The sequence below is a fragment of the Noviherbaspirillum cavernae genome (assembly GCF_003590875.1).
Classification (GTDB): Bacteria; Pseudomonadota; Gammaproteobacteria; order Burkholderiales; family Burkholderiaceae_D; genus Noviherbaspirillum; species Noviherbaspirillum cavernae.
In genome coordinates, this window is sequence record NZ_QYUN01000002.1 from 1,967,166 (window position 1) to 1,988,739 (window position 21,574).

At 55.9% G+C, this 21,574-nt stretch carries 19 protein-coding genes; 6 read left to right on the forward strand and 13 right to left on the reverse strand.

The features are described 5' to 3' along the window. The 8 genes from tssH to D3870_RS09115 all read right to left on the reverse strand — a co-directional run bounded on the left by tssH (window position 1) and on the right by D3870_RS09115 (window position 9,342). Window positions 1-2,772, reverse strand: coding sequence for a type VI secretion system ATPase TssH (tssH, locus tag D3870_RS09080; RefSeq protein ID WP_119738435.1), 2,772 nt, complete (start codon window positions 2,770-2,772; stop codon window positions 1-3). Between the two features lie 24 nt (window positions 2,773-2,796). Further along, the gene (gene tssG, locus D3870_RS09085) at window positions 2,797-3,888 is read right to left on the reverse strand and encodes a type VI secretion system baseplate subunit TssG (RefSeq protein WP_119738437.1); all 1,092 of its coding nucleotides are present in this window, start codon (window positions 3,886-3,888) and stop codon (window positions 2,797-2,799) included. Next, window positions 3,852-5,696 (reverse strand): type VI secretion system baseplate subunit TssF, encoded by a 1,845-nt coding sequence (gene tssF / locus D3870_RS09090; protein WP_119738439.1) that lies wholly within the window; start codon window positions 5,694-5,696, stop codon window positions 3,852-3,854. The genes tssG and tssF overlap by 37 nt, the downstream gene beginning before the upstream one ends. A 5-nt stretch (window positions 5,697-5,701) precedes the next feature. Beyond that, the gene (tssE, locus tag D3870_RS09095; protein ID WP_119738441.1) at window positions 5,702-6,211 is read right to left on the reverse strand and encodes a type VI secretion system baseplate subunit TssE; all 510 of its coding nucleotides are present in this window, start codon (window positions 6,209-6,211) and stop codon (window positions 5,702-5,704) included. A gap of 80 nt (window positions 6,212-6,291) precedes the next feature. Further along, a complete protein-coding gene (locus D3870_RS09100) occupies window positions 6,292-6,798 on the reverse strand; it encodes an Hcp family type VI secretion system effector (protein WP_119738443.1) in 507 nt (168 codons plus the stop codon). Between the two features lie 69 nt (window positions 6,799-6,867). Then, window positions 6,868-8,355, reverse strand: coding sequence for a type VI secretion system contractile sheath large subunit (tssC, locus tag D3870_RS09105; protein ID WP_119738445.1), 1,488 nt, complete (start codon window positions 8,353-8,355; stop codon window positions 6,868-6,870). A gap of 1 nt (window position 8,356) precedes the next feature. Then, window positions 8,357-8,866 (reverse strand): type VI secretion system contractile sheath small subunit, encoded by a 510-nt coding sequence (gene tssB, locus D3870_RS09110; RefSeq protein ID WP_119738447.1) that lies wholly within the window; start codon window positions 8,864-8,866, stop codon window positions 8,357-8,359. Between the two features lie 62 nt (window positions 8,867-8,928). Further along, window positions 8,929-9,342: a hypothetical protein gene (locus D3870_RS09115; protein WP_147375755.1), complete on the reverse strand. Its 414-nt coding sequence runs from the start codon at window positions 9,340-9,342 to the stop codon at window positions 8,929-8,931. A gap of 433 nt (window positions 9,343-9,775) precedes the next feature. Here D3870_RS09115 and tssJ point away from each other — a divergent pair, with 433 nt between their 5' ends. Genes tssJ through D3870_RS22025 form a run of 6 tightly spaced genes read left to right on the forward strand, consistent with a single transcriptional unit; the run spans window position 9,776 to window position 17,748 of the window. Beyond that, window positions 9,776-10,501, forward strand: a complete 726-nt coding sequence (gene tssJ / locus D3870_RS09120) for a type VI secretion system lipoprotein TssJ (protein ID WP_119738451.1) — start codon at window positions 9,776-9,778, stop codon at window positions 10,499-10,501. Between the two features lie 29 nt (window positions 10,502-10,530). Then, window positions 10,531-11,880 (forward strand): type VI secretion system baseplate subunit TssK, encoded by a 1,350-nt coding sequence (gene tssK, locus D3870_RS09125; RefSeq protein ID WP_119738453.1) that lies wholly within the window; start codon window positions 10,531-10,533, stop codon window positions 11,878-11,880. Window positions 11,881-11,906: 26 nt separating this feature from the next. Further along, window positions 11,907-12,671 carry a type IVB secretion system protein IcmH/DotU gene (gene icmH, locus D3870_RS09130; protein WP_119741898.1) on the forward strand — a complete coding sequence of 255 codons (765 nt, stop codon included), beginning with the start codon at window positions 11,907-11,909 and terminating at the stop codon, window positions 12,669-12,671. 37 nt (window positions 12,672-12,708) lie between these two features. Further along, on the forward strand, window positions 12,709-15,483 hold the full coding sequence (locus D3870_RS09135) for a type VI secretion system Vgr family protein (protein ID WP_119738455.1): 2,775 nt from the start codon (window positions 12,709-12,711) through the stop codon (window positions 15,481-15,483). Between the two features lies 1 nt (window position 15,484). Next, complete coding sequence (locus tag D3870_RS09140) at window positions 15,485-16,858, forward strand: hypothetical protein (RefSeq protein ID WP_119738457.1); 1,374 nt, start codon at window positions 15,485-15,487, stop codon at window positions 16,856-16,858. Next, window positions 16,855-17,748, forward strand: coding sequence for a hypothetical protein (locus D3870_RS22025; RefSeq protein WP_147375756.1), 894 nt, complete (start codon window positions 16,855-16,857; stop codon window positions 17,746-17,748). The genes D3870_RS09140 and D3870_RS22025 overlap by 4 nt, the downstream gene beginning before the upstream one ends. Before the next feature lie 276 nt (window positions 17,749-18,024). Here the strand turns inward: D3870_RS22025 and D3870_RS09150 are convergent, their stop codons facing one another. From D3870_RS09150 to D3870_RS09170, 5 genes are all read right to left on the reverse strand, one after another. Continuing rightward, the gene (locus tag D3870_RS09150) at window positions 18,025-18,666 is read right to left on the reverse strand and encodes an ankyrin repeat domain-containing protein (protein ID WP_242489919.1); all 642 of its coding nucleotides are present in this window, start codon (window positions 18,664-18,666) and stop codon (window positions 18,025-18,027) included. 69 nt (window positions 18,667-18,735) lie between these two features. Further along, window positions 18,736-19,515, reverse strand: coding sequence for a TatD family hydrolase (locus D3870_RS09155; RefSeq protein ID WP_119741900.1), 780 nt, complete (start codon window positions 19,513-19,515; stop codon window positions 18,736-18,738). Window positions 19,516-19,549: 34 nt separating this feature from the next. Beyond that, the gene (locus D3870_RS09160) at window positions 19,550-20,047 is read right to left on the reverse strand and encodes a GNAT family N-acetyltransferase (RefSeq protein ID WP_119738463.1); all 498 of its coding nucleotides are present in this window, start codon (window positions 20,045-20,047) and stop codon (window positions 19,550-19,552) included. Window positions 20,048-20,066: 19 nt separating this feature from the next. Further along, window positions 20,067-20,462, reverse strand: a complete 396-nt coding sequence (locus tag D3870_RS09165; RefSeq protein WP_119738465.1) for a PilZ domain-containing protein — start codon at window positions 20,460-20,462, stop codon at window positions 20,067-20,069. A gap of 25 nt (window positions 20,463-20,487) precedes the next feature. Beyond that, on the reverse strand, window positions 20,488-21,525 hold the full coding sequence (locus D3870_RS09170) for a DNA polymerase III subunit delta' (protein ID WP_119738467.1): 1,038 nt from the start codon (window positions 21,523-21,525) through the stop codon (window positions 20,488-20,490). Window positions 21,526-21,574: the final 49 nt, after the last annotated feature.

The window sequence follows — 21,574 nt, forward strand, 5'->3', positions numbered from 1 at the left end:
CTAGCTGACCTTGTAGCTCAATTGACCGCCTTTCGTGACGGACACCTTCACTCTCTTGAGGGGTGTTCCTTCAGAAATACGCATCAGCACGCTTTCCGCAATTTCAGGAAGCACTGTTCCATTGAGAATATGGTCCACATTGCGGGCTCCGGAATCGACCTCCGTGCAACGGGCGAGGATGAGTTCCACAACATCGTCGCTGCAGATGAATTCGGCCTTGTGATTCGCTTCGACTCGCCGTTTGATACGGTTCAACTTGAGTCGGATGATGTCGGCCAGTACCGCATCCGGCAACGGGTAGTAAGGAATGACTTTCATGCGGCCGAGGAAGGCCGGCTTGAACGCCTTGTAAAGTTGCGGCCGTATGCTTTCACTCAAACTTTCGGCATCGGGCAATTCATTCGCATTCTTGTTCAGGCATGCCTGCATGATGGTTTGCGATGCGACGTTGGAAGTCAGGATGATGATCGTATTCCTGAAATCAACTTCGCGCCCTTCCGCGTCATCCAAGACCCCCTTGTCGAACACCTGGAAGAAGAGTTCCAGCACATCCGGATGCGCTTTCTCCACTTCATCAAGCAGCACGACGCTATAAGGCTTTCTCCGCACCGCTTCGGTCAGCACTCCGCCCTCGCCATATCCTACATAGCCAGGCGGCGAGCCTTTCAGGCCGGAAACCGTATGCGCCTCCTGATATTCGGACATGTTTATCGTGATCATATTGCGCTCACCGCCGTACAAGGCTTCGGCAAGCGCAAGCGCGGTTTCCGTTTTTCCCACGCCGGATGGTCCGACAAACAGGAAAACCCCCTTCGGTTTGTTCGGGTCTTCGATATTTGCCCGCGCCGTACGTACACGCCGCGCGACTTCCTCGATTGCATGCGGTTGGCCAATCACACGCTCCTCAAGCAGCGGCTTCAAGTTGAGCACGGTCGTAATCTCATCCTTGACCATTCTTCCAAGCGGAATCCCCGTCCATGCAGACACGATTTCACCAACCACCTGGGCATCAACGCAGACAGGCACAAGCGGTATTTCCTTTTGCAGTTGTTTCAGCTCGTCGCGCAATGCGGCCAATTCCTTGACTTGCAGTGTGTGTTTTCCGCTTTTCCTTGTTTTCGCGCTTGCTGAAACAGCAATGTCGCCGTCATTCGGCGTTGCCATGACCGAGGAAAGACCTCCGGTGTCACCTTCGGCGGCCCCTCCCGTTTCCAGCTGTGCGATCAATCCCTGTATCTTCTCGACCAGTATCTTTTCCCGTGCCCAGCGCTCTTCATGACCTTCGAGACAATCTCGATTTGCCGTGCGTTGTGTGCGCAACTCGGCAAGACGCTCGCCATGCGCCGCTCCCGTGGAAGCCTCCCTCTCAAGCACGGCGATTTCCTGTGCAAGCGCGGCATCCAGCCGTCTTGCATCATCAATCGTGGCCGGCGTGGATGATTGTCCCAACGCCACGCGCGCGCAGGCAGTATCGAGCACGCTGATTGCCTTGTCCGGAAGCTGGCGGCCGCTGATATAACGTGCCGATAACCGTACCGCATCAATGACAGCCTCATCCAGGATACGCACATTGAAATGGTTTTCCATTTTCGCGGCCACAGCACGCAGCATGGTGCAGGCTGCCGACTCAGACGGCTCTTCCACCTTGACGACTTGAAAGCGCCGAGCCAGCGCGGCATCCTTTTCAAAGTATTTCTTGTATTCACTCCATGTAGTCGCGGCAATCGTGCGCAACTCGCCACGCGCCAAGGCCGGCTTCAACAGATTCGCGGCATCGTTCTGCCCAGCCTGTCCGCCTGCGCCGATCATCGTGTGAGCCTCATCGACAAAGAGAATGATCGGGTGAGGATTGCGTTTCACCTCCTCGATAACGTTACGCAAGCGGTTTTCAAACTCGCCCTTTACGCTCGCTCCGGCCTGCAGTAAACCAAGATCCAGAACATGAAGCGCAACACCTTGCAACGATGCCGGAACATCATTGTCCGCAATACGTAGTGCGAGACCTTCAACAACTGCGGTCTTCCCGACTCCGGCCTCACCAGTCAATATCGGATTGTTTTGACGGCGGCGCGCAAGAATGTCAATGACCTGCCGTATCTCTTCGTCGCGACCGATCACTGGGTCTATCTTTCCTTGTCGCGCCCGCAACGTCAGATTGTCAGTGAATTGGTCCAGTGCCGGAGTTTTCTGGCGCGTAGCATCAACTTCTGCACCTGTATCTGTATGATCAGCGTGTGCAAATCCCGATTGAGCGGATGCAGCATGCGCCCTGTCCATATTCCCGATTGACTCCAGCGCCTCCGGAAAGCCCCCGATGATCTCAGCAAGATTGTGCTTCAATTCATCGACCGAAAATTTCGCAAATTGCCTGGATCCCCGGTAGGCAAGTTGCGAAAGCTCAGGTTCCGTGAGCAGCGCCAGTAACAGATGGGCACTGCGAATCCTGGTGACCTGAGCATCAAGAGAAGCCAGTAGCCACGCATGTTCAAACAGCTTTGGCAAATGCACTGAAAAGACCGGTGTGCGCGAATTGCCTTTCTTGAACTTCTCCATCTCGTCAAAAAAATCCCTTTCGAGCGCACTCGAACTGATGTCAAAACGTCGTGCAAGCAGCGCAAAATCGCTCTCGGTATTTTCCAGCAACGCAAGGAAAAGGTGCTCCAGATCGACTTCGTAATGCCCGCGCGAGACGCAGTAATTAATTGCACGCTCCACCGCCGTTTTGCTTGTGGCGTTCAACTTTCCAATAAGGACTTTCAAGTTCGCAGTCATGGTCGTCAATGAGATAAAAGAAAATCAGTTGGCATCTTCGGCCTTTATCAGATAGGCCGTATCGTGTGCATCGTGTTCGATGGGGCGAGAGGAAAGCCAGCTATTCCATCCCAGGTGCACCCCTTCATCTCCATGCAGGGATGCAATCACCACATCGCGCTTATCGAGCAGTAGTCGGACTTCGCAATCAAAGGTCGCCCCCACCATCAAGCGAAAGAGATTGCCAAGCTTCGCGCCTGCCGTGCCGGCCGGCAGGAACTCTCCGAACTGAGCCTTCGACATCGGGCCAATCGTCAGTCGGACACATGTTTGCCGATCCCACACTCTGCAACCGCAGAACGTAGTCTGCCCGAGTGTGCAATTAGCTCCCCCCAGGCGGGTTAAATCATGCGATGGAATTTCAATCCATTGCCCGACAAACTGCTTCGCCGAGCATTTGACATGGAAATAATCGGTAACCACGCGCGCGAACCATTGCACCGACTGCGGTCTTTCTCGCAGAGGGCCCGCATAGTACGCAAGCGATTCGCTTGAAAATGCACCCGGCGAGTCTATTGGTTGTTGCGCCTTGTCGGTTCCCAATCCGGCAAGACTGAGAAGCATGGGTAGGAAACGTTGCGTCCTGTCCGCTTCATACTGCAAATGCAATCGACACTTGAGCCATGCCTGATAAAAGAGCGCCACGGCACGGCTGGTAAAAATATCGAGAAACGCACGCGTGGCATGATCGCGCTGATAGGTCTCGCGTTCCGCCACTTGCTGCGTGTAGTACCTTGGCATCACCCCCATCGGCCCGATCAAGCCGATGAATGAAGGCGTTAGCGTTACGCTTTTGAAACTCAAATGCGCATTGCCAATCGTCCCGACTTCGGTTTCCTCGGTGTCATCGCTATCCCATTCGAATTCAAGCGATTCGATCTCGCTCGGGGGAAAAGCAAGAGAAACCGAATTTCGAAATCGGATCACCTGCCCCAGTATGTCCAGGTCATGGACGGTTGAATCCTTCCGATACTTGGCCAGCAATAAGCGAACCGCCTGAAAAAATTCAAAGCGGTACGGCTCATCCTTCAGGCGCTGGATCAAGCCAGTATCGATTCGCCGCTTCGTGGCTGGCATCTGACCAACTCCTGCCCGGATTGACTGGAAACAATCACGAGCTGTGTAAAACTGTTCGTGTGAACATAAAGACCAAAGAAATGATCAAGAACCTGCGCGAACATGAAAAGTCCGATACCGGCGTAATGCGCCTCATCGAGGCCGATGCGTATTTCCAGTCCACGCACGAAGGTCGGATACGGATTGCCCTTCATGCGTGCCGTCACCGGCCGGTTTTCAATCGATACGATCCCGTGAATCTGCTTGCTATTGGACGGAGACCTCGTGATGTCGTATAGCGCAAGCATTTCCTTGATGACGTCAACACCTTCGCTTGTCAGGGAGAGATGATTCAGTGAAAGACTGGAAATCAAGCGCCATTGCGCCCCCCTCCCCCGCATGAAACGAAAAGTCGGGGTGGGCTTGCGAAGAAAGCGGACAGTCTTCGCAATCGATCCTCCCTCGATAAACAAATCCCCCTCGACCAAGCCGAACGGCAACTGCGACGGCAAATCGCGATTGGTACAGGTCAGTCCCAGACTCAAGGTACTGGTCTCCGGTCGCTGCGGATTCAGTGTCTCGTCAACCAGCGATATTTCCATCAGGCAGTCGTTCGATGATTCGCCCTCTGCATAATTGACATGCCAATAACGCGCCGGATCTTCTTGCTGCGCACCGTGACGAACCGAATAGAAGGGCCGAAATTCATTCACCTCCTCGCCGTCTGTCGTCTTCTGAACCTTGAATACCCGATCGATGCTGTAGATATCGAATGCCTGAGATCTTCGGCTATCAACGATGATGGGATAGCTTGATGAGGTTTCGGTAACGCGAATCGGTTCAGGCATCTGACTGAACAAATTGACGACGGGTGTGCATCCCAATACAAAATTGTCCTTGCTGATTCGATCCAGAAGGCCGCTGGCGGGATTGTTCTGCGCCACATCGCCCTTGATCCCGATACGAATTTCAAGTTCACGCACCTGCAACGGTAAACGCGTGTACAAGCCGTCGAAGTCAATATCAATGAAATTGAATTTTTCGGGAAAGGCAAAGTATTCGAGCAGGAGTTGATACGCGTGATGCGTACGGACATCCTGATCAAGCAGAGTGTCCTCTGCCGAGAATCCGACTGGTCGAATTGCCGTCAGTGGCAGCTCGATCTTTTCCGAACTGAATGGAGTTGACACCCACAGTCCGACAGCCTTGGAAAAAATGGCTTCGCGAATCAGTGAAACGACCGAGGCATCGCCATTCAAGAAGAGTCTCAGCCTTTCCATTCCAATCCCGCCGAAGCCGACGCTCTCGGATTGACAGGCAAGATCGAGGCGAATGACCGAACTGGTCGACTTGATCAATTCGTTACGCAGTCCGGCTGAATCAATGATGGTTTCATGGCTTGCCCGAACGATACGCACCGGCAGGATATCGACGTCATAAGTCGTTCGAAAACGGCAGGAAATGCCTCGCACTGGTTGCGTATGCAGCATCGTCCCTCGCGGAATATGCGCCGACTTTGTCAGCTGTGCTGATGCGCTGCCGGCGTCGAAATGCGCGATCGATGTCGATGGAAACGGTCGTAAGTATTGAGGATATATAACGCTCAACAACGAATCCGTTATCTCCGGAAAATCATCATCAAGCTTCTTGTGAATACGGCTCGTCAGGAAAGCGAATGATTCGATCAACCGTTCCACATGCGGGTCGTCGCAGGTTTCCCCGGACAATGACAAGCGATTGGCTACCTTTGGATATCGTCTGGAAAAATCATGCGAAAGTCTTCTCAGATAGGAGAGCTCGCGCTCATAGTACGGCAGCAGGGATTCCATGGGCGTCAAGACAGCACGGTGCGTCTGGATTTACTGACCGAATACTGGAGAGTTGAGGGCTGCAGCAACGCATCAAATAATACCGGTTCGGTGGAAGGATGGACGATGAGCAGCGCATTGATCACGAACCTGAGCCGGTTCGTGCTGCCCTCGTCCAGTTCGAGCGAGGCACGAACTTCGGTCAGGCGTCGCTCGTGAATTGCGATGGTTCTCTCAAGTGAACGACAAATGAAATTCCTGTCGGCAGGACTCGCCAGGCTCAGTCCGACAAAATCACCCATGCCATAGCTGAAAATGGAATGCAGGGACTCAGGATATTTCTTGAAGGTTTCCTCGCTGAAGGCACATCTGCTGTTAAGCAGCGACTCAAGGTCTCGCGCAACAGATTCCTTCACTTCTTCAGCCGTGATCTGCCGTAATGCCTGCTTGTCGGCAGAATCGCCGAACGCATCGTCCGCCAGTCTTTCAAACAGCGTCTGAGGAAATTTGGATTTGGCAGACAGAACGGTAGGCATCAGGTAGTTTCAGAAGTGCATTAAAGCGGATTGCGGCGCATGGGGACGCCGCATTCACGTGAAGGAGGATAAAACGAAAATCAGACGGCTTCGGTCGCCTTGTTCTTCGCCAGGCTCCACATTTGAGGATTGCTGCCGCCCTTCTTGCCATCGATGCCCTGGACCGTGTATGTCCACTTCACCGACGCATACTTCAGCGCGACGGTTTCCGTCGGCAGTCCTTCTTCCCTGACGCTAGGCGTCACGGAAGAAACGATGACGTGATTGAGAACGATTTCAAGGTATTTGACCTTGTCCTTGCCGCTGGCTCGCATGAACTCGATGGTGACTTTGTTAAAGGTATCGCCCTGGCTGCAAGCCAGCCAGAGAGACGGGCTGGTCGAGTCAATGTCTTTGGTAAAGATCATGTCGCCATGTTCGCAACGCTCTGCAGTATGACCACCGGAAGTACTGGCCGTCGCGGATTTCGGCTGACGGATCAAGTGGCTCCACGACAAGGCTTCGAGCCATTTTGCATGACTTTCATCACGCGACTCGCCTTCGATTTTCGTATCACCACCCTCAAACTTCAGGTAAATATCTTTCATGCTTTAAAGCTCCTTAAAAATGAGACACGCAATGCGTGTTATGGGGGATTACAACTACTACAGCTAAAACTACGCTTTCGCCGACTGCGGAAGCTCGGCTACCAGACGCAACGACACACTTAGTTCATCCAGCTGGAAATGCGGTCTGAGGAAGGTGACCGCGCGGTACACTCCGGGCCGCCCCGGCACTTCGGAAACCTGCACCGATGCTTCGCGCAGCGGATACTGAGCCTTGACTTCCTGCGAGGCAGAGTCATCCATCACCACATACTGCGCCAACCAGTTATTGAGAAACTGTTCGACATTCGACGCCGCAGCGAAACTGCCTATCTTGTCGCGCATCATCGATTTCAAGTAATGCGCTATGCGGCATGATGCAAAGATGTATTGCAGCTGGGTCGACAGCACCGCATTCGCATTGGCGGCATCCGTGTTGTATTTCTTTGCCCGTTGAGTCGATTGCGCACCGAAGAAAGCTGCATAGTCGGTGTTCTTGCAATGAACCAGTGGAATGAAGCCGAGATCGCTGAGTTCCTTTTCGCGGCGGTCGGTGATCGCAATCTCTGTCGGGCACTTCAACGCGATTTCACCATCATCGGTTTTGAATGTATGGGTAGGCAGGTCTTCGACAAGCCCGCCGCCTTCGACACCGCGAATCGCTGCACACCAGCCGAAATGCTCGAATGCGCCTGTCAATCTTGCAGCAAATGCATATGCGGCATTCACCCAGAGATACTTGCCGTGATCCGTGCCATCGACGTCTTCGATGAAGTTGAATCCCTCGACCACCGTGCCTTCTTTCGGATGGTATGGCATGCGCCCCAGGAAGCGTGGCACGGTTAAGCCCACGTAACGGGAATCTTCGCCTTCCCGGAATGACTTCCATTTTGCATACTCGAGCGTGTCAAACACTTTGGCCATGTCACGCGGCTTGCCGAGATCGGAAAACGTCTCCAGCCCCAGAAGTTCGGACGAGGCGGACGAAATGAACGGGGCATGCGATGCCGCCGCAACATGCGACATCTGTTCGACAAAGTACATGTCTTCCGGCTGCCGCGTAACCTCATAGTCACCGATCAGCGTTCCAAACGGTGCGCCGCCGAAAGTCCCGAATTCTTCCTCATACACCTTCTTGAACAATGCGCTCTGATCAAAGTCGATCGCATTGTTGAAGTCTTTCACCAGATCTTTTTTCGATGCGTTAAGCATCTTGATTTTCATCATTTCACCGGTGGAGGTCTGCTTGCACAGATAGTGCAAGCCACGCCATGTGCTCTCCATTTTCTGGAACTCGGCAGCATGCAGAACCTCGTTGAGCTGATCGGAGATGAGCGCATCGAGTTCGGCAACGCGGGCATCGAGCGTCGCCGACAGATTCTTCGACAGGATGACCGTGCCATCGAGCACTTGCGTTGCCAACTCACCGATCAAGTCCCTGGCGCGCGCGCGTTCGCTATCCGAACGCGCAACCTTGCTTTCACTGATGACCTGGTCCAGCAACGATTCTGACGCTGGCGCATCGGCAAATGCGCTCAAGGCTTGTGCCTGTGCTCCCATATCAGTCCTCCTTGTGTTTGGTTGCAGCGCCTAACTGCTGCAAATTCTCGGTGTTGGTCAACACCTCACTCAATATGTCTTCCAGCTTGTCGTTGCCCGCAAGCTTGTTACGCAAGTCCGACAGCTTTGTTCGTGCCTCCAGCAACTTGCGTAGCGGTTCAACTTGTTGCACCACCGACTCCGGCCGGAAGTCGTCTATCGACTTGAACTTCAGGTCAACCGCGAATTCACCACCTTGTTCGCTCAACGTATTGTTCACACGGAAGACAGCTCGAGGCTCGACACCTTTCATGACGTCATCGAAGTTATCCATATCGATATTGACGAACTTGCGGTCCTTCAATTTCGGCAGCGGATTCTCGGAGTTTCCCGAGAAGTTGCCCATCACGCCAACGACGAACGGGATTTCCTTTTGTTCGATAGCATCGCCAATCTCGACGTCATAAGTCAGTTGTACGCGCGGTGGCCGGATTCGTTGGAGCTTTTTTTGTACGCTTTCTCTCTTTGACATAAGCGACTTTCTTCAATTGTCTGAAATCTGAAACGGTGCAGAACGGGGTGAGTGATACTGAATTACTTCAGAGACTTGAAGGGATCTGCGGAGCCCTTACTCGAGTTGACATTCGTCGCCGCGGCATTCGGGACCGGGGCAATGGATGCTTTTGCGCGTAGCGGCCTGGAGCGGACTGGTGGAGCCGGCTGTTTTGTTTCCGGCACGACAGCAGGGACCAAGGCTTTCTCGCCAAGGACATTGCGCAGCGAATTCGTCAAGTTTTCGGCTTCGAGGCGTGCACTTGGGTTGACCGCATTTGGCGATCGCAAACCACCTACCGCCCCCGCCGCGACCCGCAGTCCGGCAACGACAAGAAGGCTTTTCGCTTCCTGATTGGCGGGTTCGCGTTGCAGCACTTCATTCGCTGCCAATATCGATGACGGATAGTTGGCCGCATCGAACCAGATATTGGCGATCTTGAGCCACGGCACCATGCTGGTCGGATTTTCCTTCGCACTTTGGGTCAGGACTGCAACCGCCTTTTCGCGCTGACCTTTCGCCAACTCGGCTTCTGCCTCCTTGATTGCGACTTCGGGACTGTTCGGCGTCTGTCCGGTTCCGCCATTTGTCGTGGCGCAACCCACCAAGACAAACATCGCCGTCAGCAATGTAGCAGTGCTGCGTTTGCCAACAAAAAACCCTTTGATGAAATTTGCTCTACGGAAAATCATTCTTCGTTCCTGATTGTTAAAAGAGATGTTTGTGCATGCGTTTTGGCTGTTGAGATGAACAATTTCGGGCAGTCCTGCAGTCTGTTCACAAAGCCGAAATTCCCATTAGCACAGTTATCATATTTGCAACAAGTGCGTTATACTAACCGAACAATTGCTTAAACGACAATTGTTTTTTTAATATCAAAATTATCCAATGATTTTTTCAAAGCAACTTGTTCTATTCTGGAGTGGGAGGCGTCGCCAACAAGCTGGTGCGAACTTTGTCAGCCACGGACAGCTTTTTTTCAGAACATTCGCCATCAGCAGACCATGGGGCGCCCTTCCTGAACTTTCCGTATTTACGCTCTTGCTGCTTGCTCTCGCCGGTTGCGGCGTCGCCCCGATCGCTACGGGAAAGGTTGCGGAAATCGCTTTGCAGGCAGTCGGCATTGCCTTGTCCGACAGCGCCAAGGCACCACGCGGACCCAAGTACGTGCAAATTCGCCTGAAGGGTGCCGATGACATGAATGCCGGCGAAGACGGCAAAGGCCTTTCAGCCATCGTGCGGCTATACAAGCTGAAGGACCAAAACAGTTTTCAGGCAATGCCGTACACCACGTTCGGCCGTGCGGAAAAAGAAAGACTGGCGCTGGGCGATGATCTGGTCGAAGTAAAGGAGTTGATCCTTTCTCCCGGCCAGACCTTGGAATTAAAGGAAAAAGTGGAAAACGATACCGCGTATCTGGGTGTCGTCACACTCTTTCGCTCCCCGAATGCACGTCGCTGGCGCTTCTCCTTTGCCGCATCTGAAGAAACGCAAAAGACGGGCATCACTCTCGGCATCCATGCCTGCGCAATGTCGGCAACCAGCAGCGCTCCCATTGGGATGGCGCTGACGGAAAGCTCCTTGCTTTCCCCTGTCAAATGCAGCCAGGCCTGACACATCAACCAGACACTCTCGACAATAAAATGAACCGTTCATCAAAAATCCTGTGGGGCGAAGGACTTTTTCTGCGCCCCCAGCACTTCCAGCGGCAGGACCTCTATCACGAATCACGCCTTGTTGAACTTGGACGCGCCGTGCATCCATACCTTTGGGGCGTTCGCAGCCTGAAGTTCGACGTGGAAGCGCTTGCGGCAGGCATTCTGCGAGTCACACAACTCCACGCGCTGATGCCCGATGGTGAGTCGGTCAGCGCTCCGGATAGCGATGAGGCACCGGATGCGTTCAATCTTGCATCGATCGAGAATTTCGGGAACGGCGTGACTTTCCACATCGCCCTCCCCCATCTGAAGGATTTCGGGCCCAACTTTTCAACGCAACGCATGACTTCCGGCCAACTCTATCGCTACTACCAGCACGATGAAAACGCCCCGGACATGTACACCAACGCGATCGAATCAGACTTGTCGACATTGAAGAAGTCGCTGCGTCTGCTATCGGAGCGGGACAACCATGAACAGTTCGTATCGATACCGATTGCACGCGTGCGCGCCACAAGTTCGGGCGGCTACGAGCTGGACCCCGCCTTTGTGCCGCCCGCATTGACCATACGGTCGTCCGCCTGGTTGTGCTTGATGGTTCGCCGGTTGATGGAAATCCTGCAGGCCAAGGCGCAGGCGTTATACGGACATCATCGCGAACCGTCTGCCAACATCATCGAGTTCCGCTCAGGCGACATCGCGTCCTTCTGGCTTCTGCACACGGTCAATGCAGCATATGCATCTCTGCAACATCTGTTCCATCATCCTGCTTTGCACCCGGAGCGGCTCTTCCACGCCATGCTCGCTCTCGCCGGTCAGTTGCTGACCTTTTCCAAAGCATATTCGCTGTCCGATCTACCGGTTTACAACCATGCAAATCCGGGTCCGGAGTTCGCGCGGCTCGACCTGATCATTCGCGAGCTGATCGAAACAGTCATTTCTTCGCATTACTTCCTGATCGCACTGACCGAGGTCAAGTCCGCGTTTCATTTGGGCAGACTGGATTCGGAAAAGGTCACCAGCAATGCGTCGCTGTATCTTTCCGTCGCCGCCGATATGCCGCCAGCCGACCTCGTAGAAAAAATCCCTCAACGCATCAAGATCGGAGCGCCGGACGATGTGGAAAAAATGGTGTCCTCGGCACTGCCCGGCGTACGCCTGATGTCAGCACCGCAAGTGCCACCATCGATTCCGGTCCGCCCGGGCTGCTATTACTTCTCGATCGAACCTTACGGCTCCCTGTATGAACGCATGATTCAGTCGAACTCGGTCATGATCTATGCGCCCGCCGGCTTCCAGAACCTCAAACTCGAATTGTTTGCCGTAACCCAATGAACAAGAACCCACTTTTTCAGAACACCATCTCGATGGCCCCCTCCCTCTACGCAGAGGGCACACCGCTTAGGCAAGAGCAAAACCATTCGCCGCGCAACCTGATCGAGATGATGCATGACGGATTCTATTTGCTCCTGTTGCTCAAGAATCGCTATGTCCCCAGCGATGCCGATCTATTTTCCTCGCAAGTTCGCCGTTATCTCGATACTTTCGAAAAAAGTGCGCGACTTGCACACGTATCGCCCGACGATATCCATGCCGCGAAATATGCGTTCTGCGCCGCCGTCGACGAATCGATTCTTTCATCCGCCATGCCGATCAGGGAAGTGTGGGAACGCGCGCCGCTACAGCTGATGCTCTTCGGCGATCAACTCGCCGGCGAGAATTTTTTCGTGAAGCTGGAAGAAGTGCGTCATCGTGGTGCGGCCAGCGTGCAGGCGCTCGAAGTGTTTTACATGTGCCTGCTAATCGGTTTTCAAGGCAAGTACATGCTCGAAAGCAAGGAGAAGCTGAACTATCTGATCGCGACACTGGACAAGGAAATCGCGCATCTGAAAGGCAAGCGCGCACAATTCGCACCGCACTGGAAGTCTCCCGACAGCATCAAGCACTTGATGAAGACCGAGATCCCGATGTGGATCGTCTGCGCCGCATTGCTTTTGCTAGGCATCGCGACCTATTCCGGCCTTGGCTGGATGCTGGCACGCCATACCAACACGACGCTGGGCGCGTACTTTGACGTCATCAAGCTTGCGCCGAAAGTAGCCAACATCACGATCAGCCTGCCCTGATATCCGGTCAGCCATTTACTATCCATTCCAGTAAAAGATGCACAACGTACCGAGTCCGGCCTCCACGGCGGATGCCCGTCTTGCCGGCCTCATCGGCGAAGGGCGTCGCGCCTTTTCACGCAGCCTGTCGCAGCATGCCCGGCTGATTTCGATTGAAACCCCGTTAGAAACCGACGCGCTGGTCGTCGAGCGCTTCACCGGACACGAAGCGATGTCCGAGTTGTTCCGCTTCGAAGTCGACTGCCTGGCCACCACGGCGCATTACCCTATCAAGGACCTGATCGGAGAGGAAGTCTCGCTTCGGCTGCTGCTCGCCGACGGCAGTACCCGCGCGTTCCATGGCATGGCAGTGGAAATCCGACAAAAAGGCAGCGACGGAGGTCTGGCGCGCTACCGTCTGACACTCGCGCCATGGCTGCATGCGCTGACCCTGAGACGCGACAGCTACGTGTTTCAAGACAAGAGCGTGCCGGAAATCCTGAAGGATATCTTCAGCGACTATGCGCTCGCCAGCTATCGCTTCGAACTCAGTACCACCCTGCCAAGGCGATCACTGACCATCCAGTACCGCGAAACCGACTACGACTTCATCCATCGCTTGCTGGCCGAGGAAGGCCTCAATTTCTACCTCGAGCATTCCGAAGATCATGATCGTGACAAGCCCGCATCCGCGGAATGCGACGCCGCGTCGTCCGAGTCTGCCAGAGTGCAGCATGCCAGACATACGCTGGTAGTATTCGACGACAACGCCTCACTTATGCCCGGCCGGCAACCCTCTATCCGCTTTCACCGTGCTGCAGCCACCGAGGCAAGCGATACCGTCACCCTGTTTGCGCAACGGCTGCAGGTGCAGGCCAACCGGGTTGCGCTGGCCAGCTGGGACTACAAGGCGCTGACCGCCGTCGCAATCGAAGAAAGCATGGATGCCGGCACACCAGATGTGCCCATTCTGGAAACCTTCGACGGCACACGGGCGTATCGCTACACCGATACCGCCGAGAGCACCCGCATCGCCCGCGCCCGCTCGCAATCACTTGCGATGGCGCACCAGACGATGTATGGCGAGAGTTCGGTGCGCGCGCTCACCGTCGGTAGCTGGTTCGGTCTGACCGGCCATGTACATACCTCCGGCCTCGGCAACGGACCGGCAGACGCCGAATATGCCGTGCTCTCCATCGAACACAACGCCGCCAGCAATGTCACAGCCGCCATCGGCGGCACCGACGATGCCGGCATCGAGGCCGGCACTTACCGCAATCATTTCACCTGCGTGCCACGCACAATCCCGATCCGCCCCGTCTGCCGACCACCCAAGCCCGTCGCGCCCGGCGCACAGGTGGCGCTGGTGATTGGGGTGGCCGGTGCGGAAGTCACCACCGATCGCGATCACCGCATCAAGGTCCAGTTCCCGTGGCAGCGCGGCGACCGCGCCGCACCCGGCCAGCTAAACCATCCCGCCACCTCGAATGCACCGGGCAACGAGACGGCCGGCACCTGGGTACGCGTGGCCGAGCCGGCTGCCGGCGCGAACTGGGGCGGCAGTTTCATTCCGCGCATCGGCCAGGAAGTGATGGTGGGGTTTGTCGCCGGCGACATCGACCGCCCGATCATCACCGGCCAGTTGTACAACGGGTCGGATGCACCGCCGCTGCATGGCGCGGACAACCATCCCGGCGCGCTGGCCGGCATCCGCTCGCAGGAGTTCGCCGGCGGCGGCTTCAACCAATGGCTGATGGACGACACGCCCGCACAGCTGCGCACTGGCGTGGCATCGAGTCATGCCTCGAGCCAGTTGAACGCGGGTTATCTGATTCGCCAGAATGGCAACCTGCGCGGCACCTACCGCGGCACCGGCTTCGAACTTGCGACTGACGCCTGGAGTACGGTGCGCGCGCGGCGCGGCATCTTCGTCACCACCGCGCAGCGCCACGTCGCAGCCTCGACGCAGCTCGACACGAACGAAGCGCAACGCAGACTCGACACCGCCGCCGACATGGCGGGCGCGCTGTCGGACGCGGCCACCCGGCACCGGGCCCCGCCGCTGGCAACGCCACAGGGAACGCAGCAGCTGCGCGCCACGATCGACGGCGGCGAAAGCGTCGACGGACAACAGGCCGCCGCCTTCACCCAGCCGGTGACGCTGTTCGACAGCGAGGGCTCCGCCAGCCTCGCCACTCCCGCGTCCGCTGTGCTGTTTTCCGGTACAGACCTGACGCTGACCGCAGCCTCGGTCATGCGGTTCTGCGGCGGGCAGGCGGCTTCCATCGTGGCAGCGAAGGAAGCTTCGCTCTTCACGCACGCCGGTGGCGCAAAGGCGATCGCCGCCAACGCCCCGATGTCGCTGCGGGCGCACACCGGACCGATGGACGTGACGGCGGACCAAGCGCTGACGCTCACGTCCGTCAACGGCAATATCACGCTGCAAGCCAGACAGGACATCCTGCTGGCCGCCGGCGGCGGCTTTGTGCGGCTGGGCGGCGGCAACATCGACATCCACTGCCCTTCCTCCGTCTCCGTCAAGGGCGCCGCACATGACTTCCTCGGCGCGGAAAGCATTGCCGCCACGCTGGAGAAGATGCCGGATACGCGAATCAAGGCATTCGACGAACAATTCCTCGCACTTGACAAGGCGACCGGCAAACCGATTGCCGGACTGCCGTACCAGATCAAGATGCCGGACGGCAGGGTCTTGGCCGGAACAACGGATGATCAGGGCCGCACGATGCGCGTGGCTTCCGCTGATCAGGAAGCATTGCAACTATTCTTCGGGCCGATCGCCGATGAAGATTTCCTGCTGGACGAGGACAACTGAGATGGCACAACAAAAACCGGCCGCGACTGCGCAGACAAATTCCCTCGAGGGCTCGGTCGTCCAAGTGCAGGTCAGCGCCAAGCGCAAAGTCACTTACGTCTTCAACACGGCAGCCACCAAGAAGGACCTGACGCTCCCCTATGCTGTCGCCGTGAATGGAAAGGTGCTCAAAGAATTCGACGACAAACCCCGTCAATTGAAATGCAGCGGCGGCAAGATCGAACTCATGGTGAATCCGGGATCGAAGGTCGCGCTGCTGCTCAACAGCGATGCCCATCCCTCGTACCGCAAGCATCCGGTCTACGAGGTCACCCCGGATGCGCACGATGTGCTTGTCACCATTATCGAAAAACTCGGCAAGCATGGCGATCCCGATACGCCGGTGCTGTCGCCGCCGAAGGACGGAAGCAACAAGGCGATCGAATACTATGTCGCGCCGCTGACCGGCGGCATCTGGATGAAGGTGTCGCACAAATACACTACGGCTGAAGCGGCCTCTCTGATTCCGCCCGGAACCGATGCAGTCGTTCGCGACGCCGTGCTGTCCATCTACAAGGGCTTGCCGTCCAGGCAGCTTGCGGTCACGATAGCGGCCGCAGACCCGGCGCCGAAGGAGGCTTTCATGCCGGCTCCCTTCAGCATCGCGATCAACTTTGAGGACGCCGACAATCCGAAGAGCAATATCACCGGTTACACCCTGCTCGGCGAGGGCCTGCCGCGCGTGCATCCGCTGGGCTATGTCGCGCTGCTGAACGCCGCGCGGGATGCGAACGTGACGAAACTGCGGATGAATTCGGGCTGGCGGCCGTTGCTCGGGTCGATTGCGCATCGGGCTGGTCTAGGGCTGGACGTCGATTACCTGGAGGGCAAGGACGGGAAAGTGCAGGTCAACCGCCAGCAGTTGCGCGACAAAGGGCCGCAGACGGATAACGTCAGCCAGGAGGAAAAGAAGTTGTTCAGGGAGTATGAGGCGGCGAAGGTTGAGGTCGATCGCAGCAAGGCTGAGCACGTTACTGCGCAGAGCGACTACAGGAAGGGGAAAAATGATCCTGTGAAAGTTGTCGAATTAAAGCAGCAGCTAGATGCTGCAGAAAAGCGTGCGGATAATGCGTCGGCAACGAGAGACAAAGCCAAACGTGAATGGAACAAAGAACTCGACAAGAACGAGCCTGTCGCGATGCGCACCCTGCGCACAAGACTGGAACGAGCCGATGGCGTATCCCAGCTTTTTGATCCTTGGTATATGGATGCCAATACCAAGGATGACGTTCCCGCTAAACCCAATGAGCAACGCAAAGAGGGGAAAAGCGAATCCAACGAGACTTTACACGCGCATCATCTCCATATCACCGTCAACGAACCGAAAATTCTATGAGATCGAGAAACCCAATCGTCACTTTTGTCTTCTTGCTGTTCTTACCCATGCTGGTATTGGGACAAGAATCTGATCGTCAAAACATCGAATTGGACGCATCCCTTGATTGGATAGAGCGCCCTTGGAATATTCGTTATTTCCTTTCCGTCAGAAGTGAAAATAGTTTGCGAATAGCAACCGAAGCGGCGAACGAGCGACGTTTTCTATCCAAAAATAAAGAATTCCCGCCATATCGAGAGTATGAAGAAATTTTTAATGCGACATCGATCATTCCGATAAAGGGGGATGACGATCCATTTGCCGTCATCGCAATGAAATTCGACCACAACGGCGAGACGCTTACCTCGCACAAGGAACAGCAACCCTTGGTGGGAAAACGGAATCGCCTGAGAGAAATCGTCCTGACACCAAAAACTGCTACTGAAGGGCCCCTGTATCTCATCGGCTATTGGTTCATGGGCTTGCCTGGCGATGAACAGCTATTCTCACCGGCATTGTGCTCTTCATCGGACGATGACCGCTACCTCAAAAACTTCAGCCGCAAATTCGTATCGAAGCACAGCCTTGACGGAAACTTCGGTTGCCGCGAATGGACCTATCAACTCTACGACCGCGACCGCCCCTTTATCGACGTCACGTCGTATCAAAAAGACGGTACCTATATCAAGGAATTCATCGGCTGGTCGCGCTTCGAAGATCCACCCAAACCCGTCATCGGCAGGCACGAGAAAACCTGGTACTGCCTGCATGAATGCCCGAACTCCGAGGCGCCCGGCACCATCCCGGATATCGCTGCATGGACCAGAAAGCATGGCTTCCCGGTGCCCAAACGCCCGAGGAAGCAACCAATGTTTCCGAACGCGGATTTCGCCGATTATGTGAACGATTAAGGAACGAGGCAGCGGCAAGATCGAATTCATGGTGAATCCGGGATCGAAGGTCGCGCTGATGCCTGTCGCTTGCGCTTCATAAATGTGCCGACACAGCCCACGTGTTGAAGGTCATGAGCGAGCAGAAAATCCCTGAAAGCATCTCCAGCGACAATTTGTCCTTGCGCCCCTGGCAAGAAGGACGGCAGCGGAATCCTGAGCACCCCTTTCTGGAACGCGTCGAAGGCACACGGAGATACACCAGCCGCGCCCCCATTGCCAGCGCTCAGTCCTCGTTCACAACTTCCCGGCCTTCTTCAAGCGATACGTCAAGCCCTCTGCGATATCCGTATGGTTATGCATCGCAGCGATGTCGATAGCGCTCAGGCCGAGTTCGTTTCGCAACGTGGCGTCGGCACCTTCATCGAGCAGCAGCTTGACCGTGAGGATATGGCCGCCAAGCGCAGCCATCATGATGGGGGTGGTTTTATTGGGAGACGCGGCGTCGATGTAGGCGTGGTTCTCGATCAGCAGCCGGACGATGTCGTTGTTGCCGATCAAGGAAGCATAGTGCAAGGGTGTCCAGCCTGGGCGGTTGACCTGCGCGCCTTTTGCCAACAGCGCTTCGACTACCGGCTTGTTGCCTGTGAATGATGCAATCATCAAGGCGTTGTCACCGTTCCGAGCCTTGATCTCCAGGTCGATGTCTCGCGCATTGAGCAGCACGTCGAAGACCTTCATCGAATTTTCGCGAATCGCCAGGATCATTCCGGTCTCACCGCGCTGGGGCTCGATGATGTTAGGGTCCAATCCGCGTGCGAGCAATGCCTTGATTTCGCTGGCGTTGTCGACTTTCGCCGCTCGAAAAAAATCGTCGTAGGCACCGGCATGGCTCGTGACCGGGATCATCAGCATGCCAAGCACTGTCGCAATTCGCATGTACTTGCGGCGGCTTGGCAGGTGGAATTCAAATCGAGTGGTTTGCGGATTCATCACCGGAATGAAAATCTATCGTTCTATTTTGAACAGCTTGAAAAAATTATCCGTGGTCTGCTCGGCCACTTGCTCCAGGGGGATGCCTTTCAGTTCCGCCAGGAATTCCGCCACATGGCGAACCAGTCCGGGCTCATTCATTTTCCCGCGATGCGGCACTGGAGCGAGATATGGCGAGTCCGTTTCAATCAGCATTCGCTCCAGAGGAACGGCGTGCGCAACCGCTTGCAACTCTTTGGCGCTCTTGAAGGTGACGATGCCAGAGAACGATATGTAGAAGCCCAGTTCCATGGCGGCATTGGCGACTTCTAGCGACTCGGTGAAGCAATGCATGACCCCGCCCGCTCCACCGGCGTCGGTCCCCGCACCTTCATCCTGCATGATGCGGATGGTGTCTTCGGATGCCGAGCGGGTATGAATAATCAGCGGCTTGCCGGTCGCCCTCGATGCGCGGATATGGGTGCGGAAGCGTTCGCGCTGCCATTCCAGATCGCCTTCCAGCCGGTAGTAGTCCAGTCCCGTTTCGCCGATCGCGACAATCTTCGGATGTTTGGAAAGGGCAACCAGTTCATCCACGCTGGGTTCCGGCGTGTCCTCGTAGTCGGGATGTACGCCCACCGATGCATAGATGTGCGGATACTTTTCTGCCAGGGCAAGCACTTCGGGAAAATCGGGCAAATCGACGGAAACGCATAGCGCATGGCTGACGCGGTTGTCCGCCATCTTGTCGAAAATTTCAGGAAGACGGGCTGCAAGCTCGGGGAAATTGATGTGGCAATGGGAGTCGATGAACATCGGCATATTGTACGCCGACGGGCATTCTCAGGCTTCAGCCAACGCGTTTCCCGAGGATGATCAAATCGCGTTCAACGCCGTCAAGCGTGGCCACGCGCGGCAGATGCGCCCATCGCTCAAAACCGAATGCATCAAACAATTTCAGGCTCGGCAAGTTGTGCCCGAAAATGAATCCAAGCAAGGTATGGACCTTGATTCGCGGGGCGAAATCGATCGCATGTGTCAGGAAATAGCGCCCAAGGCCTTTTCCCCGCGCATCTTCGTGGATATAGATCGACAGTTCCGCCGTACCGGCATACGCTGGACGTCCGTAGAAATTCGAATAAGACAGCCAGCCGATGATGCGTCCTTGCTCTTCAGCGACCCAGAGCGGCCGCTTGTCAGCAGTATGTTCGGCAAACCAAGCGTGACGCGATTCAACCGTGACAGGTTCGGTATCGGCAGTCACTTCGCGCGAGGCAACGGTGTTGTTGTAAATGGCAACGATCGCGGGCAGATCGTCCATCGTGGCGATGCGATGGGTATACGGCATGATTGACACGAAAATCCGCTTACAAGGTATGGGTCGCACGCGTCGAGCGCAGCGCAGCGCCAAGCAATTCCTCGATCCTCAGTTTCACGCGCTGCCCGCCTTCGTCAGCGGAAAAATGGACGCCGATACCCTGTGCCTTGCCGTTGTTGGCGCCGGCGGGTGTCACCCATGCGATCTTGCCGGCGATGGGATATTTGGTCGGGTCGTCCATCAAGGTCAGGATCAGATAAATTTCATCACCGACCTTGTATGGCTTGTTGGTCGGCACGAAAATGCCGCCGTTCGTCAGGAAGGGCATGTATGCCGCGTACAGCGCCGCCTTTTCCTTGATCGGGAGAGACAATACTGAAGGACGTGCTACCGTTGCGCCGCTGTTCGATCCTTGTGCTGCCGGAGCTAGTGGTGTTTCGGCCATGACTATCCTTTGTTGGTTGCAATCGTCACGAGGAAAAAAGCGTTGAATATTCCAGCAGCATGTCTTCGATGAAAAGCCGTGCCGACAATGGGTGCTCCGCGATGGCGCGTCGCTCATTGAGCGCTTTCAAGGCCCGCAGCAGCTGTCCGGGATCCGCCTGTTCTGCCAGCGCCTCAAGCTCTTTCCGGTAACGGGGATAATACCGGATTCTGCCCGAAAATTTGAGCGAGAACACGTCATATAACCAGCGCTGCATCCATGCGACGAGATCGACGACGGGTGTTTTCTGCAGGCGCTCCGCGGTCTTCAGCGCACCCTCCGCACTCGGTCGCGCTAGCTGGCGCAGGAAATCGTCCATGATGTCGCGCGCATCGGTTTGTGCCAGGGAAAAGGCTGCAAGCGGCGCTCCGCCCTGCTCTGCCAGCCAGGCGTCCGCATCCTTGATGCCCTGCTGCTGAAGCCAGGACAAGGCTTCGTCCTGTCCTGGCATCGCAAGGGCGAATTTGCGGCAGCGCGAAAGGATCGTCGGCAGCAGGCGGTCGAGTCCGTTGGATACCAGCAGAAAGAGCGTATCGGGTGGCGGCTCTTCCAGTGTCTTCAGCAGCGCATTGGCGGCGGCGGTGTTCAATGCCTCGGCGGGATACAGCACGATGACGCGCATGCCTTGCCGATGCGTGGAGATATTCATGAAATCGGCCAATGCGCGAATCTGGTCGATCTTGATTTCCTTTGACGGCGCCTTGGCCGACTTGCCGGCCTTCTTTCCATCGCCTTCCTCGCCCCCCTCTTCTCCGCCGCCGTCTTCTTCCAGAATCTCCGGCCGCACACGGCGATAGTCGGGATGGTTGTATTGAGAAAACCAATTGCACGATTCGCACAGGCCGCATGCGTGACCGTCTGCGACCGGGGCCTGACACAGGGCTGATTGCGCAACTTGTTCCGCGAATGCCGTCTTGCCGATTCCCTCCGGGCCGTGAAACAGGATTGCGTGCGGCAAGCGTTCGCGCAATTGCTGCAGCTGTTGCCATGCCGTGTTTTGCCAGGGATAGAGAGGGCTAGTCATTCAAGTCCGCAATGTCAACGACGAAAAATCTCAAGTCGAGTCGCTCGAA

Coding starts and splice junctions, on each gene's coding strand:
- tssH (WP_119738435.1), bottom strand. CDS start 2,772: ATGACTGCGAACTTGAAAGTCCTTATTGGAAAGTTGAACGCCACAAGC.
- tssG (WP_119738437.1), bottom strand. CDS start 3,888: ATGCCAGCCACGAAGCGGCGAATCGATACTGGCTTGATCCAGCGCCTG.
- tssF (WP_119738439.1), bottom strand. CDS start 5,696: ATGGAATCCCTGCTGCCGTACTATGAGCGCGAGCTCTCCTATCTGAGA.
- tssE (WP_119738441.1), bottom strand. CDS start 6,211: ATGCCTACCGTTCTGTCTGCCAAATCCAAATTTCCTCAGACGCTGTTT.
- D3870_RS09100 (WP_119738443.1), bottom strand. CDS start 6,798: ATGAAAGATATTTACCTGAAGTTTGAGGGTGGTGATACGAAAATCGAA.
- tssC (WP_119738445.1), bottom strand. CDS start 8,355: ATGGGAGCACAGGCACAAGCCTTGAGCGCATTTGCCGATGCGCCAGCG.
- tssB (WP_119738447.1), bottom strand. CDS start 8,866: ATGTCAAAGAGAGAAAGCGTACAAAAAAAGCTCCAACGAATCCGGCCA.
- D3870_RS09115 (WP_147375755.1), bottom strand. CDS start 9,342: ATGGTGCCGTGGCTCAAGATCGCCAATATCTGGTTCGATGCGGCCAAC.
- tssJ (WP_119738451.1), top strand. CDS start 9,776: ATGATTTTTTCAAAGCAACTTGTTCTATTCTGGAGTGGGAGGCGTCGC.
- tssK (WP_119738453.1), top strand. CDS start 10,531: ATGAACCGTTCATCAAAAATCCTGTGGGGCGAAGGACTTTTTCTGCGC.
- D3870_RS09135 (WP_119738455.1), top strand. CDS start 12,709: ATGCACAACGTACCGAGTCCGGCCTCCACGGCGGATGCCCGTCTTGCC.
- D3870_RS09140 (WP_119738457.1), top strand. CDS start 15,485: ATGGCACAACAAAAACCGGCCGCGACTGCGCAGACAAATTCCCTCGAG.
- D3870_RS22025 (WP_147375756.1), top strand. CDS start 16,855: ATGAGATCGAGAAACCCAATCGTCACTTTTGTCTTCTTGCTGTTCTTA.
- D3870_RS09150 (WP_242489919.1), bottom strand. CDS start 18,666: ATGCGAATTGCGACAGTGCTTGGCATGCTGATGATCCCGGTCACGAGC.
- D3870_RS09155 (WP_119741900.1), bottom strand. CDS start 19,515: ATGTTCATCGACTCCCATTGCCACATCAATTTCCCCGAGCTTGCAGCC.
- D3870_RS09160 (WP_119738463.1), bottom strand. CDS start 20,047: ATGCCGTATACCCATCGCATCGCCACGATGGACGATCTGCCCGCGATC.
- D3870_RS09165 (WP_119738465.1), bottom strand. CDS start 20,462: ATGGCCGAAACACCACTAGCTCCGGCAGCACAAGGATCGAACAGCGGC.
- D3870_RS09170 (WP_119738467.1), bottom strand. CDS start 21,525: ATGACTAGCCCTCTCTATCCCTGGCAAAACACGGCATGGCAACAGCTG.